This window comes from Actinoallomurus sp. NPDC052274 (genome assembly GCF_040679475.1).
Lineage (GTDB): Bacteria > Actinomycetota > Actinomycetes > Streptosporangiales > Streptosporangiaceae > Actinoallomurus > Actinoallomurus liliacearum.
In genome coordinates this window covers 119,137-135,416 of record NZ_JBFAUT010000012.1, presented here as the reverse complement: position 1 = coordinate 135,416, position 16,280 = coordinate 119,137, and the positions used below count along the sequence as shown (strand labels likewise).

The 16,280-nt window shown below is 70.0% G+C and carries 7 protein-coding genes; 5 read left to right on the top strand and 2 right to left on the bottom strand.

Going from position 1 to position 16,280, the window contains the following annotated elements:
- Positions 1 to 18 precede the first annotated feature (18 nt).
- The 5 genes from AB0K82_RS13660 to AB0K82_RS13640 all read left to right on the top strand — a co-directional run bounded on the left by AB0K82_RS13660 (position 19) and on the right by AB0K82_RS13640 (position 14,528).
- Positions 19 to 4,941 carry an SDR family oxidoreductase gene (locus AB0K82_RS13660; RefSeq protein ID WP_364396251.1) on the top strand — a complete coding sequence of 1,641 codons (4,923 nt, stop codon included), beginning with the start codon at positions 19 to 21 and terminating at the stop codon, positions 4,939 to 4,941.
- The gene (locus AB0K82_RS13655; protein WP_364396248.1) at positions 4,938 to 11,042 is read left to right on the top strand and encodes a beta-ketoacyl synthase N-terminal-like domain-containing protein; all 6,105 of its coding nucleotides are present in this window, start codon (positions 4,938 to 4,940) and stop codon (positions 11,040 to 11,042) included. The genes AB0K82_RS13660 and AB0K82_RS13655 overlap by 4 nt, the downstream gene beginning before the upstream one ends.
- Complete coding sequence (locus AB0K82_RS13650; RefSeq protein ID WP_364396246.1) at positions 11,032 to 12,252, top strand: wax ester/triacylglycerol synthase domain-containing protein; 1,221 nt, start codon at positions 11,032 to 11,034, stop codon at positions 12,250 to 12,252. The genes AB0K82_RS13655 and AB0K82_RS13650 overlap by 11 nt, the downstream gene beginning before the upstream one ends.
- Entirely contained in the window at positions 12,245 to 12,511 is a 267-nt protein-coding gene (locus tag AB0K82_RS13645) for an acyl carrier protein (protein ID WP_364396244.1), read from the top strand. Before AB0K82_RS13650 ends, AB0K82_RS13645 begins: the two co-directional genes overlap by 8 nt.
- A 313-nt stretch (positions 12,512 to 12,824) precedes the next feature.
- Positions 12,825 to 14,528, top strand: a complete 1,704-nt coding sequence (locus tag AB0K82_RS13640) for an acyltransferase domain-containing protein (RefSeq protein WP_364396242.1) — start codon at positions 12,825 to 12,827, stop codon at positions 14,526 to 14,528.
- Between the two features lie 457 nt (positions 14,529 to 14,985).
- On the opposite strand, the gene AB0K82_RS13635 is transcribed toward AB0K82_RS13640, so the two are convergent.
- Positions 14,986 to 15,585: a GNAT family N-acetyltransferase gene (locus tag AB0K82_RS13635; RefSeq protein WP_364396240.1), complete on the bottom strand. Its 600-nt coding sequence runs from the start codon at positions 15,583 to 15,585 to the stop codon at positions 14,986 to 14,988.
- Between the two features lie 80 nt (positions 15,586 to 15,665).
- Complete coding sequence (locus AB0K82_RS13630; protein WP_364396238.1) at positions 15,666 to 16,268, bottom strand: superoxide dismutase; 603 nt, start codon at positions 16,266 to 16,268, stop codon at positions 15,666 to 15,668.
- Positions 16,269 to 16,280: the final 12 nt, after the last annotated feature.

Sequence of the window (16,280 nt, the reverse complement as noted above, 5' to 3'; positions counted from 1 at the left end):
ACCTTTGAGGAGAAGTCCATGCCCGAGCGTCAGGTTCCGATAGCGATCGTGGGGATGGGTGCACTCATGCCCGGCACGACCGACGTCGACGGTTTCTGGCACACCATCATCGCGGGCCGCGACCTGATCACCGACGTCCCCGAGACTCATTGGCTGGTGGAGGACTACTACGACCCCGACCCCGCAGCCGAGGACAAGACCTACTGCAAACGCGGCGCGTTCCTGCCGCAGGTGGATTTCGACCCCATGGCCTTCGCGATTCCGCCCACCACCCTGGAGGCGACCGACAACGCTCAGCTACTGGCCATGGTCGTCGCCGAGCAGGTCCTCAACGACGTGGCCGAGGGACGAGGTGAGCGGCCACTCGACCGGGAAAGCGTCAGCGTCATCCTCGGCACCGGGCAGACCGAGCTGTTCGGGGAGATGGAGAGCCGCAACCGGCGACCACTCTGGATGAAGGCACTGCGCGAGCACGGGATCGCCGAGCCTGAGGCCAAGGCGATCTGCGATCGCATCGCCGCCCACCACCTGCCCTGGCGGGAGGCCTCCTTCCCCGGCCTGCTGGGCAATGTGGTGGCGGGCCGGGTGGCCAACAGGTTCGATCTGCACGGTACCAACTGCACGACGGACGCGGCCTGCGCCGCTTCCCTCGCTGCCGTCTCGATGGCCGTGGACGAGCTGAGCCTGTGCCGCGCGGACATGGTCGTCACCGGCGGCGTGGACACCCTCAACCACATCGGTTCCTTCCTGTCGTTCAGCAAGTCCCTCGCGCTGTCTCGCACCGGAGACTGCCGTCCGTTCTCCGACGCCGCAGACGGGACGATCCTTGGCGAGGGCATCATCATGTTCGCGCTCCGGCGGCTGGAGGACGCCGAAGGCGACGGCGACCGGATCTACGCCGTCATCCGCGGCGTCGGCTCCTCCTCAGACGGCCGGGGCGCGGCCATCTTCGCTCCCGTTCCGGCGGGGCAGGCCCGGGCGCTGCGCCGCGCATACGGTGCGGCGGGTTATGACCTCGGTACGGTCGGGTTGGTCGAGGCGCACGGGACAGGGACGACGGCCGGCGACGCCGCCGAGGTGGCGGCGCTGCGGGAGGTGGCGGCCGATTCCGGGCGCACCGATCGGCAGTGGTGCGCCCTGGGCTCGGTCAAGTCTCAGGTCGGCCACACCAAGTGGACGGCCGGCGCGGCCGGGCTCTTCAAGGCCGCGATGGCGCTGCACCATCAGGTCCTGCCTCCGACGATCAAAGTGGACCGTCCCGATCCCGGGCTCGGGCTGGAGACCGGCCCCTTCTATCTGAACACGACGGCACGGCCCTGGGTGCACAGCGCCTCCCACCCACGTCGTGCTTCGGTGTCGAGTTTCGGATTCGGTGGTACCAACTTCCATGTAACGCTCGAGGAGTACACCCCTGGCGGCGGCCGGGCGGCCCGGCGGTCGCGTACGGCTCCGACGGAACTGGTGCTGGTGTCCGGACCGACGCCGCGACACCTGGTGGAGCGGATCCGGGGACTGAACGCAGGCCGGGCACTGGCCGACCTCGCACAGCATTCCCAGCAGCGGTTCCGGCCCACCGACCAAGCGCGGCTCGCGGTGGTCGCCGCGGACACCGCGGACCTGGCGGCCCGGCTCCAAGAGGCAGCCGCGGCGATCGAACGGCGGCCTGGGGAGGCCTTCTCCACGCCGGAGGGCGTCCACTACGTCGCCGGGCGACCCGGCGGCGGACGCCTGGCCTACCTGTTTCCCGGCCAGGGTTCCCAGTACGTCGGCATGAGCGGTGAGGTGACCATGCACTTCCCTCGAGCGCAGGCCGTCTGGGACCGGGTCGACCGGCTCAGTCCCGCTGACGATCTGCTTTCCCGGGTGGTGTTCCCGATCTCCGCGTTCGACGAGGCCGGGCGTGAGGATCAACGGCTCCGGCTGCAGGCCACCCACCAGGCTCAACCCGCGCTGGCGGCGCACAGCCTCGTACTCCTGGACCTGCTGCACGCGCTGAACCTGCGCCCTGACTGCGTGGCCGGGCACAGCCTCGGTGAGCTCGTCGCGCTGCACCAGGCCGGAGTCTTCGACGCCGACACCCTGATCGGGCTGGCGCGGCGGCGCGGTGAGCTGATGCGGGACGCGGCCGCTGCCCCGGGGGCGATGCTGGCCGTGGCCACCGGGGCAGCGGAGGTCCAAGCCGTTCTGGAGGCCTGCGACACCGACCAGGTGTGGATCGCCAACCACAACGCGCCGAAACAGCTCGTACTGTCCGGCGCGGTACAGGCCCTTGAGACCGTGCGACAGAAACTCCTCGCGGGCGGGATCATCAGCACCTACCTGGACACCGCCGCCGCGTTCCACAGCCCGCTGGTCGCAGCCGCCGCCGAGCCGTTCTCGGCCGCGCTGGCCGACGCGCAGATCCTGCCCCCGCAGATCGATGTGTACGGGAACGCCGACGCCGCGCCCTATCCCGCCGAAGCGGCACAGATCCGCCGCAGGCTCGGCAGCCAGCTGCTCACCCCGGTCAGGTTCGCCGACCAGATCGAGGCGATGTACGAGGCCGGCGTCAGGACGTTCATCGAGGTAGGCGCCGGCTCCGTGCTCACCGGGCTGATCGGCGCGATCCTCGCCGGGCGCCCGCACTGGGCGGTCGCCCTCGACCGGCGCGGCGGCCACGGCGTGACCTGCCTGCACGAAGCGCTCGCCGGCCTCGCCGTACGCGGTGTCCCACTCGATTTCGCGGCGCTCTGGGAGTCCTACCGGCCCCCCCGGCGGAGCACGGTCCCCGAACCTGCCAGGACAAGTGTCAAGCTCGTTGGCGCCAACCGCCGCGAGCCCCCGGCCACCCACCCGCAGGAGCGGCCGCCGTCCGCGGCCGGTCCGGCTGCTGTTCACCGGCAGGCGCCGGAGCCTCCCCGATCCCCGGCCGAACCTGCCTGGTTGCAGATCGTGCAGGAGTCCCAGCGGCAGACCGCTGACACCTACGCCGCCTTTCAGCGGGTGATGGCCGACTTCCAGCAGTCGATGGCCGACAGCCATCAGGCTTTCATGAAGACCGCGGAAGCCTCGTTCACCATGATGAGCACCTACCTGGGTGGTGGCGGCGCCCCGCCGAGCCTGCCTTCGCCGAGCCTGCCTTCGCCCAGCCTGCCTTCGCCCAGCCTGCCTTCGCCCAGCGTGCCGGCGCCCAGCGTGCCGGCGCCGGCACAACCGCCCCCCGAGATCCCCCCTGCTCCGGCGGCGCCGGTGCAGGAGACGGCCGCGGACCTGGACATCGAGTCGCTGCTGCTGAGCGTGGTGGCAGACAAGACCGGCTACCCGGTGGACATGCTGGAGCCGAGTATGGACCTCGAATCTGATCTGGGCATCGACTCGATCAAGCGAGTGGAGATCCTCTCAGCGATGCGGGCGGCGGCCCCTCACCTGGCCGGCGCGGACATCTCCCAGCAGGCCGGTCTCGGCAAGCTCCGGACCATCGGTGCGATCGTGGAACGGCTCGGCGCCCCGCTCTCTGGTCAGACCGCGGTGACCACGCGACTGGTGGTCAAGGCAGTGCCCGAACCGGCGCCCGGAATCGCGATGGCCGGGCTCGGCGACACCCCGCTGATGATCACAGATGATCTGGGCGGGGTCGCCCCGCTGGTCGCGGACCTGCTGGCCGCGCAGGGCATCGCCGCAGAAATCGTTGCGGAGGTGCCCAAGGGCTCCCGCGGCGTCCTCTACCTCGGCGGGCTGCGCGAGGTCACCTCGGTGGAGGAGGCGATGAGCATCCAGCGGGCGGCGTTTCAGGCCGCCCGGGCGGTGGCGCCGGCGATGACGGCCACCGGCGGGATCTTCGTGACGGTCCAGTGCACCGGTGGCGACTTCGGTCTCACCGGCACAGACGCGGCCGGTGCCTGGCTGGGCGGGCTGGCGGCCCTCGCCAGAACCGCTGCCCGGGAATGGCCCAAAGCCTCGGTCAAGGCCATCGACATCGCCCACCGGGACCCGGACGCCGCCGCCACCGCGATCGTCCAGGAGCTGACCACCGGTGGATCGACCCTGAACGTGGGGCTGGGCGCGACCCGGGTGACCCTGCGGGAGCAGGAGATTCCGGCCGTGTCCGGGCCCGGCCCGGCCCTGGGTGAGCTGGTCATCGTGGCGACCGGTGGTGCGCGGGGAGTGACGGCCGCGGCGTTGCTCGAACTCGCCGGGAAGTACCGGCCCAGGCTCGTGCTGCTGGGGCGCACCGCCCTGGAGGAGGAGCCGGAAGGGCTGTCAGGCGCGCATTCCGAGGAGGCCCTGGTCGGCATCCTGGCCGAACAGGGCCGGCGGAACGGATCGGTGCCCGACCTTCTCGACCTGGGGAGGCGGGCCCGGCGGGTGCTGGCGGCCCGTGAGGTCCGCGCGACCCTGGAGGCGCTGAGCCAGGCCGGCGCGACCGTACGCTACGTCGCGCTCGACGTACGGGACGGCCCGGCGGTCACCCGCGCCCTGGCCGAGGTCCGCAGCACATGGGGACCGATCACCGGGCTCGTGCACGGCGCCGGGGTGCTCGCCGACCGGCAGATCGCCGACAAGACCGATGAGCAGTTCGACCAGGTCTTCGGTACCAAGGTGCAAGGGTTGCGCCACCTGCTCGCGGCCACGGCCGACGATCCGCTCCGGCTGCTGTGCGTCTTCTCCTCCGTGGCCGCCTGCCACGGCAACCCCGGCCAGTGCGACTACGCCATGGCCAACGAGGTCCTCGCACACGTGGCGGCCCTCGAACGGGCCAAGCGCCCGGACTGCCTGGTGCGGGCCATCGCTTGGGGGCCGTGGAACGGCGGCATGGTCACCCCGGCTCTCGCGGCCCAACTCCAGGCTCGGGAGGTGCCGTTGATCCCGCTGAGGGACGGTACGCGGGCCTTCCTGCGAGAACTCCAGGACACCTCGGGCAGCACGTCGGTCATCATCGTGGCCGGGCGGGGGCGGCCATGAGTTTCGAGCCGATCGCCGTTGTCGGGCGGGGCTGCGTCCTGCCCGGCGCGCTCGACCCCGATTCCTTCTGGGAGAACGTCCTGGCCGGGCGGACCAGCCTCACCCATGTTCCCGAGGGCCGGTGGGGGGTGGCGCACGGGCGCGTCATGGGAGACTGCGCCGACCGGACCTGGACCGACGTGGGCGGCTACGTCCACGGCTTCGAGTCGGTGTTCGACCCCACAGGCTTCCGGCTCGACCCCGGCTCGATCGGTGAGCTGGACCGGGTGTTCCAGTGGACGCTGTACGGCGTTCGTGAGGCCCTGCGCGAATCGGGCCAGCAGGAACGCTCGGCCCGAACGGGCCTGGTGCTCGGCAACCTGTCCTACCCGTCGGCCGCGGCGGCGCGCTACGCCGAGGACGTGTGGCTCGACGGCCGGCACGCGGCCCCTCGTCCCGATGCCCGCAACCGCTTCTGCTCGGGCCTCCCGGCGCAGCTGGCCGCCCGCGCACTCGGCTTCGGCGCCGGCGGGTTCGCGCTCGACGCGGCCTGTGCCTCGTCACTGTACGCGATCAAGATCGCGTGTGACCGGCTGCAGGACGCCCGAGCCGAACTCATGATCGCCGGAGGGGTCAACGCCTCCGACAACCTCAACATTCATCTGGGTTTCTGCGCATTGGGGGCGATGAGCCGCACCGGCCGGAGCCGGCCTTTCCACCGTGACGCCGATGGCCTGGTACCAGCCGAGGGCGCGGCGTTCGTCGCGTTGATGAGGCTGCGCGACGCGCTGGCGGCGGGCGCCCCGATCCACGGCGTGATCCGCGGAGCCGGTCTCACCAACGACGGCGGGGCCGCCAGCCTGCTCTCGCCGGCCGAGCAGGGGCAGATCCGGGCGATGCGGCTCGCCTTCCAGGCCGCAGGGCTCCCGCCGCAGAGCGTCTCCCTTGCCGAATGCCACGCCACCGGGACGGCGGCCGGCGACGCCGTGGAGGTCCGGAGCATGGCAGAGGTGTTCGGTGGTTGCGCGGACCTGCCCATCGGCTCGGTCAAGTCGAATGTCGGTCATCTCATCACCGCGGCCGGCGGGACCTCGCTGCTGAAGGTGCTCGGCGCGATGCGGGCGGGGGTGCTCCCGCCGACCCTGAACGCGCAGCAACCCCTTGAAGGTCTGGCAGGGACACCGTTGCGGCTGCTGCATGAGGCCGAGGAATGGCGGGGACCCAGGCGGGCCGCGATCAACGCCTTCGGATTCGGCGGCACCAACGCCCACCTCATCGTGGACGCTTGGGATCCGGACGCCACCCGGACTTCGATCCCGATCCGCCCCACGCTGCCGGAGCCCTCGCAGATCGCGGTCGTCGCGGTGGGGGTACGGGCGGGGCAGGCCGACTTCCCGTCGGCGCTCTTCCAAGGCGGACCGCTCCGCGAGCCGATGGAAGCGGTCGAGGTATCCCTGGAGGGCCTGCGGGTCCCGCCGAGTGATCTTCAGGAGGCGCTCGCGCAGCAGGTGCTGATGCTCGAAACGGTCCGTGACGCCGTCCGCGGTGTCAGTCTGCCGGCTCAGCGGACGATGGTCGTGGTCGGGGCGGGCTGTGATCTCGAAGGGGCACGGTACCTGGCCCGGTGGCGGGCGCCCGATCCGGCTTCCCAGTCGGCCTTCGCGCCGCCGCTGAACGCGGCGGCGGTCCTGGGGATGATGCTGAACATCGTCGCGAACCGGATCAACGCCCAGCTCGACCTCGGCGGCCCTGGCTACACCGTCTGCGCCGAAGAGGCGTCCGGGCTGGTCGCCGTCGAACTCGCGGCCCGGGCGATCAGGGCCGGCGAGGCGGACGCGGCGGTGGTGGGCGCGGTCGACCTTTCCGCCGAACCCGTGCACCGGGCGGCGCTGCGCGAACTCGGCCTCGACCGGGTCGCCTCGGACGCCGCGGTGGTCCTGGTGCTCAAACGCCGCGGCGACGCCCGCCGTGACGGCGACCCGGTGATCGCCCTGCTCGAGGACCGGCCGAGGGCCGTGCCCGACCTGGTCGTCGGTGATCGTCACCTTGGCGCCCACTACGACCCCGCGGAACAGTTCGGCAGCGCGCATGCCGTACAAGGGTTGCTGTCCCTCGCCGTCGCGGCGCTCGCGCTGCACCACCGTGCCCTACCCGGTCAGGGCCCCACCCCAGACCTGCGCACTGCGCAAGCGGTCACCGCCCCGCTGCAAGCCGATCCCGTGCGGGTGTGCTTGCGGGCGGCGGACGTGGCGGCGGGAGTACCGGCCGACACCGCCGCGCTGGTCGGCGAGCGACCCGCCGATCGTGGCGCCGTGCTGCGGTGGGCGGCGCACCGGCCGCCGGTGGTGCTCCCGCAGCCGCAACCGGCCCGCCTCGATCCGGTTCTGGTGGCCGCAGTCCGGCACCAGGGCCGCATCCACGAGCTCCACCAGGAATTCCTCACCAAACAGGCCGATTTCCAGGCCCTTCAGGCCGAGGTGCACACACGGTTTCTCCAGTCACGGCTGCGTGCCGAGGCAGCGTTCCTGCGGGTTCCCGCACGGGCGGCCACGACCTTCGACCGCAGCCAGCTGGAGAGGCTCGCCACCGGCCGGATCTCGGCGGTGTTCGGCGAGCGGTTCGCGCCACAGGACGGCCACCTCCACCAGACCCGGCTTCCGGCGCCTCCCTTGCTGCTGGTGGACCGGGTGACCGGCCTCGACGCGGTGCCCGCCTCGATGGGCACCGGGACGATCTGGACGGAGACCGACGTACGTCTGGACAGCTGGTACCTCGACAGCACCGGGCTGATGCCGCCTGGTCTTCTGGTGGAGAGCGGGCAGGCCGACCTGCTGCTCATCAGCTGGCTCGGCGTCGACCTGCTGAACCGGGGCGAACGCCGCTACCGGCTCCTCGGTTGTGACCTGCGGTTCCACGGCAGTCCGCCGGGGCCGGGCGAGACCGTCCGCCATCAGATCGGAGTGGACCGGCACGCCGAACACGACGGTGTCCGGATCTTCTTCTTCCACAGCGAATGCCGGGTCGGTGGCTCGCCGCGGCTGACGGTCGAGCACGGACAGGCAGGCTTCTTCACCGATCAGGAACTCGCCGAGTCGACGGGCGTCCTGTGGGATCCCGCCGCATCCGCGCCCCCCGCAGGTCTCCAGCTCGATCCGCCGGCGATCGACGGCGTGGGTCGCAGCTTCGATCACCAAGCGGTACGAGCGTTCGCGTCGGGGCATCCCGCCGACTGCTTCGGTCCCGGATGGGCGGCCACCCGCGCCCACGTACGCAGCCCGCGGATCGACCAAGGGCGCATGCTGCTCCTCGGCGAGGTGACCGAGCTCGATCCGCGGGGCGGTCCGTGGGGCCGTGGGTATCTGCGGGCGGAACTGCCGATCACCCCCCACGACTGGTTCTTCGACGGGCATTTCCTGAACGACCCGTGTATGCCGGGGACCCTGATGATGCAGGGGGGCCTGCAGGCCATGGCGTTCTATCTCACCGCGATGGGATTCACCATCGAACGCGACGGCTGGCGGTTTGAACCCGTCCCCGACGAGACCTTCCGGATGCGGTGCCGAAGCCAGGTCACCCCGGCGAGCCGGCTGCTGGTCTATGAGGTCTTCGTCTCGCAAATGTCGGCTGGACCATGTCCGACGCTGTTCGCCGACGTACTGTGCAGCGCGGACGGGATCGCAGCCCTGCACGGCGAGCGGCTGGGACTGCGTCTGGTACCGGACTGGCCGCTGAGTCACTGGCGCGAGCTGTCGGCCCCCGCCGTACAGAAGACCGGTGACCCGGTGCCCCCGGCCACGCTGGGTGGCCTCCGGGGCCACCGGGAGTCCAAGCCGGTGGCCGAAGCCGGGGGAATACCCTACGACTACGCGGCGATTCTCGCCTCCGCGTGGGGCCGGCCGACTGAGGCCTACGGGCCACGGTTCGCCGCCTTCGACGGTGCCCGCCGGGTGGCGCGGCTGCCCGGCCCGCCGTACCAGTTCATGACCCGGGTGACCGGCCTGGAAACGCCGCCGGCCGGCGGGGAGGTCGGCAGCCGTATCGACGTCGACTACGACGTGCCCGACGAGGTCTGGTACTTCGAGCAGAACGGTCACCAGGTGATGCCGTTGTGCGTGCTCAGCGAGGTGGTGCTCCAGCCCTGCGGGGCGCTCGCCGTGGCCATCGGCACCACACTGGGCTCGCAGACCGATGTGTTCTTCCGCAATCTCGGCGGCGACATCACCGTCGAGGCGGAAGTGGGGCCGCAGACGCAAACTCTCCGTACCCGGGTAGAGCTGCGCAGCCACGCACAGCACGACGGCATGATCATCCAGGGGTTCGATCTGGAGTGCCTCGCGGACGGACAACCCGTCCTGAGCGGTTCGGCGACGTTCGGCTTCTTCCCCTCGGAGTCCTTCGACAACCAGGGCGGCCTGCCTCCGGCACCTGCCGAACAGGCGGCGTTCGCCCAACCCTGCGACTACCTGGTGGATCTGACCCAACGGCCCGCCAGATACTGCGGCGGGCGGTTGCGGCTGGCCGGCCCGATGCTGCTCATGCTCGACCGCGTCACCGGCTACTGGCCACAGGGCGGTGCGGCGAGGCTGGGCCGGTTGCGGGCGGAGAAGGACGTCGACGCCGGTGAATGGTTCTTCAAGGCCCACTTCTTCCAGGACCCGGTCCAACCCGGCTCCCTGGGCCTTGAGTCCGTGTGCCAGCTTCTGCAGTTCTACATGATCGAACGAAACCTGGGCGCGGGCATCGCCAACCCGCGGTTCGAACCGGTTATGACCGGGCTTGCACTGTCCTGGAAGTACCGGGGGCAGATCACGCCGACCGACGGGCGGGTGACCACCGAGGTCGAGATCACGCGGGTCAGCCAAGACGATCACGGTTGCCTGGTTACCGCCCAGGCGTGGCTGTGGGTGGACGGCCGCCGTATCTACCAAGTCCAGCGGATCGGAATGCGCATCGTTTCCGGCTCGAAGGACGACACCTCACCGGCCGTGGCAGAGCAGGTCCTCGATCCACGGCACGACCCGTGGCTGTCCGATCACCGGCCGACCTGGACCGTCCCCGCGCTGCCCATGGCCTCGGTGGCGGACCTACTGGCCAGGGCCGCCACGGACTACGCGGGAACCGAGGTGCGCGTACTCGAGGATCTGCAGATCTCCGGCTGGCTGCTGGTACCCGGCACGGTCCGGATACGCACGAAAGCCCAGCACACCAGGAGCGGAATCCAGCTCACCCTCCTGGCGTGGAGAAAGACGCAGGCGCGGTGGGAACCCATGGCCACCGCCGTCGTCCCCAGCGGCGAGCAGGCACCTTCGTCACCCGTTGCGTTCGCGCCCCTGGCTGACGCGCTGCCGCAACCCGACCCCTATCAGACCGGGACGCTGTTTCACGGGCCGAGCTTCCAGTACCTGCTTTCCCTGCGGACGGGACCGGCGGGAGCCTCCGCCGTCCTTGACGCCGGGCGAGGCCGGGTGCCAAGAGGCCTGCTGGCTCCCGGGCTGCTCGACGCCGCCCTCCACGCCATCCCGCATGACAGATTGTGGCTTTGGGCACCCGAGATCGGCCACGACCAGGTCGGTTTCCCGCATCGACTCCTCCGCCTTGAGATCTTCGAACGGTTGCCCGATGAGGGTCTTGTGGAGGTGGAGGCACGGTTCGCGGGCCTGTCGGGCACCGGACCGAGACTCCCGCGCATAGACCTCCAGCTCCAGTCTCAGGGCAGGGTGCTGGCGGCGGTCAGCCTGGTCGAGGCGCTGCTGCCGTTGGGGGCTTTCGGCGATGTCACCGGTACGGAAAGACGCGCGTTCCTGCGCGATCTGACCTACGTGAACGGACTGGGGATCTCGACCGCCGAGGGCGACGAAACGGTCCTGTCGGTTGCGGGGCTGGAGAAGCACGACTGGCTGCAGGGCACCGTGGCCCACGCATACGGGCTTTCGCCGCAGGCGCTCGCCCGGGACCATCTCGCGGACATCGCGATCAAAGACCATGTCGGCCGGCTGAGGCGAGTGCATCCGTCCCGGGTACAGGCGCAGGCCGAACGGCACCGCCTCCAGGTGATCGAGCAGGACGGCACGGTCCGCGTGCGCAACGTTTCGGCGAGCACAGGAGACTCAGATGGCAGCTGATCATCCGCTCCGAGCCTTCGATCGCGGCTTCCTCGCCTACCAGGCACGCAACCCGCAGGTCTCGCTCGGCACCGGAGCGGTGCTGGTGTTCCCCGGGCGGCCGCCCTCTCTCCAAGACGTGCGGGAACAGCTGTGGGGCAGGCTCTGTGAGCTGCCCCCGATGAACTGCCGCCTCGACGGCGGCTCCTGGCGGCAGGCCCGCTGGACACCGGCCGGCTCCGCCGACCCCACCCGGCTGATCCGCGAGCACCTCACACCCGAACTCGGCAGTGCGATCAACGAGCTGCTGAAGGAACGATTCGAGGGCCCCCTGCCGCTGTGGCGCTGCTGGCTCGTCCACGGATACTCCGATCAGGAATTCGCCCTGCTCTACCTCGGGCACCATGCGCTGCATGACGCGCCGGCGATACGGCGGATGGCCGACGCGGCGCTGGGCCCAGCTCCCAAAACCGATCCGCTGCTCGTTCCCACACCCCAGAGGCCGAGCCTGTGGGCGACCGCCCGCGGCCTGGCCAACAACGTGCGGTCGCTGGTGCCCGTGGCCGCCCCGACCGCCCGCGATGATTTCCTGCACGAACGCCGCCTGTCCTGGGGATTCATCTCAGGCCGGGAACTCAACGCCATCGCCCGTAAACATGATGTGACCATCAACGACGTCTTTCTCGCGGGGCTCACCGGAGTACTGCGTGCCTGGCCGGACTCTCCCTGGCACGCCGGCCGTACCCTGTGGGCGCTCGTGCCCGTGAACACCAGAAACACCGGGGAGGGCAGCCACAGCGGCAACCGCCTGTCGGCTTTCCGGGTTCGGCTGCCGTGCGATGAGGAAAGGCCACTCAGGAGGCTGGAGATCATCGCGGACCGGACCGCGCATGGGCTGCGGCGCGGGCACCAGGACGCTGAGCGCGGGCTCCCCTCGATGACCCCGAAATGGTTCGGCCAGTTCGCTGTCGGCCGTGCCATGAGCTCCCGGTACGCACAGCTGCTCACAAGTTGCTTCCCGGTCGTGGGAGGGGCGCTCAGCCTGGCGGGAAGACCGGCGACGAAGGTCATCCCGGCGCTCATCCTGCCCCGCGGACATCACTTCTCGGCGGGAATGGCCATCTCCCCAGACCACACCTGCGTGGCCTTCTGCGCCGACTCGAGTCTTGCCACGGCCGACGAACTGCCGGCCAGGTGGCTCCGATCCATCCAGGAGCTGAAGAATGAATGACCTCACCACCGGCCGGGCCGTCCTGCTCAAGGAAATCCAGGAGCTGTTCGGCGCGACGCTCGGATATCCCGCCCAGAGCATCAGCGAGGAGCACGACCTGGCAGTCGACCTCGGAATGGACTCACTGAGAAAAGCGGAGCTGGTGACCCTGCTGGCGCGACGGTACGGATTCCCGGAACCGCAGGAGATGCTCGATCTCAACGCCTACACCACGGTGAGCTCGGTCATCGACGCGGTCCTGGCCGCCAGGGACCTGTGAGATGGTCACCGTGCCGCCGAAACTCGGCATAGCGGGCATGGGCTGCCGGACCGGCCCGTACCAAAACGTGGCCCACCTCGAGCGGGCGGTCTACGCAGGATGGGCGGTCGGGGGCCGTCCGACCGGCCCGTCGCTACTCGTCGCGGTCGATGAGGCCATGCGCGACGCGGGATGTGAGCCCGGGCAGCGCATCGCCGTCATCCTCGCCCCCGGCCGGGAAGACGCCGCCGAGCAGGTCGTGGAACGGTGGCAGCTCACCGGCCCCTGCTCGGTGACCGCGTGGGAAAGCGCGATCGACTCCGCACGACGGCTGATGCTCCAGCCCGGCCTGGAGGCGGTATTGATCGCCGCGGCTTCCCCAGAGGGAGCGGGAGCTTTGATAATCACCCGGTCACCGGTCTACGCTCGCATCGATGCACTGATCACCGAGTCCGGCGGACCGGCGTCTGCCGAGGTCGAGTACCTCGAACCCTTCACCGACAATCCGGTCATCGCTGTCATCAAGGCGGCTCTGTGCCTGCACCACGCCTACCTTCCCGATGGGAGCGGCCCCTGGCCCCGGCCGTCCCGGCACACCCCACGCCGTGCGGCCGTGCGCCTCGGGCCCTCACGTCACCTCCTACTGGCCGGCGCCACCTCCCGAGGCGACCTTCAGGTCGTTGACTGGGCACGCGCGGAAGGCTGTCTGGTGCTGCCGGTCACCGGCACCGACCTTCGCGACCTGGTCGACCAGGTCGGCACGACGAGTGAAGCGCTCCGGGCCGGGGCCAGCGTCGCCGGCCTCACGCACGCCAGCCTGGCCCGGTCACCCGGCTCCGCTCTCCGCGCGGTGTTCTGTGCGCCGGACGTCGCGGGACTGGAGCGGGAACTGGCCTTCGCAAGCAAGACCCTGGGCGCGGCCAAGAATGAATGGAAAACCCCCAAAGGCAGCTATTTCACACCCGCACCGATGGGTCCCGCGGGCAAGGTCGCCCTGGTCTATCCCGGGGCCTTCAACGCCTATCCGGGTCTGGGCATCGACATGTTCCGCTACTTCCCGGGCCTGCTGCCTCGATTGGAAGAGCAAACAGACCGCCTGGCCGACCTGATGCGCCACCGCCTGATCTACCCCCGAGCCGCACGGCCGGCGACCGATACCGGGTCCGCGTTGCTGAGCGACCCGGCCAAGGCCTTCGCCGCGGTGTCCTACTTCGGATATGCGCAGAGTCAGATCGTCGGACTGCTCGGCGTGCCGGTGCACGGAGCGTTCGGATACAGCCTGGGCGAGGTCAGCATGATGTACGCCTCGGGCTGCTGGGCGCCGACCGAAGCCCATCTCCAGGACCGGGCGGTCCGCGCCGAATCGCTCTTCGAGGACCAGCTTTCCGGCGCGAAGCTAGCGGTGCGCACCGCCTGGCGCATCCCGCAAAGCGTCCCTTCCGCCGAGATCTGGGCCACCCACCTGATCTTCGCCGCTGCCACGGACCTGCCGCTGGGGCGATTCGACCGCGTTTATCTCACCCAGGTGAACGCCCCGAATGAGGTCGTCATCGCAGGCGACCCGAAACAGTGCCGGGCACTGATCGAAACCAGCGGCTGCGACGCCCTCCGACTGCCCACGGACCTGGTCATGCATTGCCCCCTGGTCGACGAGACCAAAATGGCCGCCAGCCTGCGGCGAGCCACGATCGCGCCGCCCTTCGGCACAGAGTTGTTCATCTCCGCGTCCTACCGCCGGATCGAGGAGTTCACCGACGACCAGGTCGCAGACGCCCTCGGCAGAAGCGCGGCACGGACCGTGGACTTCCCGCGCCTGGTCCGCACCGTTTACGACCACGGCTACCGCTTCTTCATCGAGGTCGGCCCCGCCTCCTCCTGCACCCGCTGGATCCACGAGACCCTGCACGACACCCCCCACGTCGCTGAATCGATGGACCACCGGGGTTCCCGCACCGACACCGACGTCGCTCGCGTCGCCGCCCGGCTGTTCTCCCACGGCGTCCCCGTCGACATGACCGCTCTCAGCCCCGGCCGGTGATCGCTGTCGCGTCTCGATGAGCCCGCGCTCGGGGCGTCTTCCCGACCTGGACACTTACGAGAGGGTGGAGTTCAGGCGGCACACGGTGGTGATCTGCGGCATGAACTCCGAGAAGGGCAATTGGTGTGAAGGTGTACAGCCCCCACCCGGTAACCGGGGCCGAAAACCGCTCGCGTTGTAGAGTTCGCCCGGAAGCCACGGACCGCGTTGCCTTATACAGAAAGCCACCGGAAACGCCTATGCGCATAGCCATTTCGGGTCATCGTGACCTAACGCTGAGACGGCGAATAAAACCGCGCGGGTGGCGGCGGCAGCAACCGGCGCAGCGCCCCGGCCCACGCGGCGTTGACCGCTGCCGAGCGCGGGCGATGCGAGGCGGCATCGTCATAGGTCGCTGAATCCCGGTCTAGTAGTCGCGGAGCCGATCGGCTTCGACCATGGTCGCGTTCTCCCCTCGTCAGCCGTTCCGGGCCTCGGCGGCGACCCCGTGGGACGGCGCTTGTGGATGATGCGGCGACAGGAACACCACGATCGCCTCCTCGCCCTCGCGCGGGTGGGTGATCTGGTGCCAGCCGCACTTGCGGTAGAACGGCACCGTCACCGGGGATCTGGTCGAGGTCAGCAGCCAGGTGCCCCGGCCCTCGTCCAACCCGGTGAGCCTGTCCAGCAGGCGCCGTCCGATGCCCTGGCCCTGAGCGTGCGGCGACACCGCGAGCTCGTCGATCTTCCGCGCGCCGATCAGCCAGCCGGTGACCCGCTGGGACCCGAGCGCGGCGGCCACCTCGCCGTAGCGCCGATCGGTGGGAAACGGCGCCCGGGTCCACCAGGCGGTTCCGAAACCGACCGGCCGCCCGGCGCTCTCGGCGATCACGGCGACGAAGCCAGGCCGGTGGACGTCGGCGCGCAGCCGCCCAGTGAAGCTCACGGCATTGGACTCCTCCTCGTTCCACGGCGGAGCGCAGAAGGCGTCCCGGTACAGGCCGGCGAGGACGTCGGTGACCTTGAGCGCTGACACGCCCTGGTGGAGGGTGAGGTCGATGCGCACACGAGGCTCCACTGAAAGACGGTGAGGCGACGCCTCCCGAACCGGCTGGGACATGTTTCGGAGCATGAAGCCGATTCGGGAGGCGTCGCGGCCTATTTCGCCCGGGCGGCGTCGAAGCGCGCGGTGACGTCCGTCCAATTCACCAACGACCACAGCTTCTGCACGTAGTCGGGCCGGACGTTGCGGTACTGCAGGTAGTAGGCGTGCTCCCAGGCGTCGAACACCAGCAGCGGCGTGGTGTTCATCCCCACGTTGCCATGGTGGTCATAGACCTGCTCCACCACCAGACGGCCGCTCAGCGGCTCCCACGCCAGCACGCCCCACCCCGACCCCTGCACCGTGGACGTCGCGGTCGACAACTGCCTGGCGAACGCGTCGAAGGACCCGAAGTGCTCATCGATCGCCGCGGCCAGCTCCCCGTCGGGACGGTCCCCGCCGTCCGGGGACAGGTTCTGCCAGAAGATCGAGTGCAGGACATGCCCGGACAGGTTGAACGCGAAGGTCTTCTCCAGCCCGACCAGACCGCCGAACCGCTCCTTCTCCCGCGCCTCGGCCAGCCGATCGAGAGTGTCGTTGGCGCCCTTGACGTACGCGGCGTGGTGCTTGGCGTGGTGCAACTCCAGGATCTCCCCGGTGATCGCGGGCTCCAGCGCCGCGTAGTCATAGGGCAGGTCCGGCAGCGTGTACGTCGACATGCGACCACTATT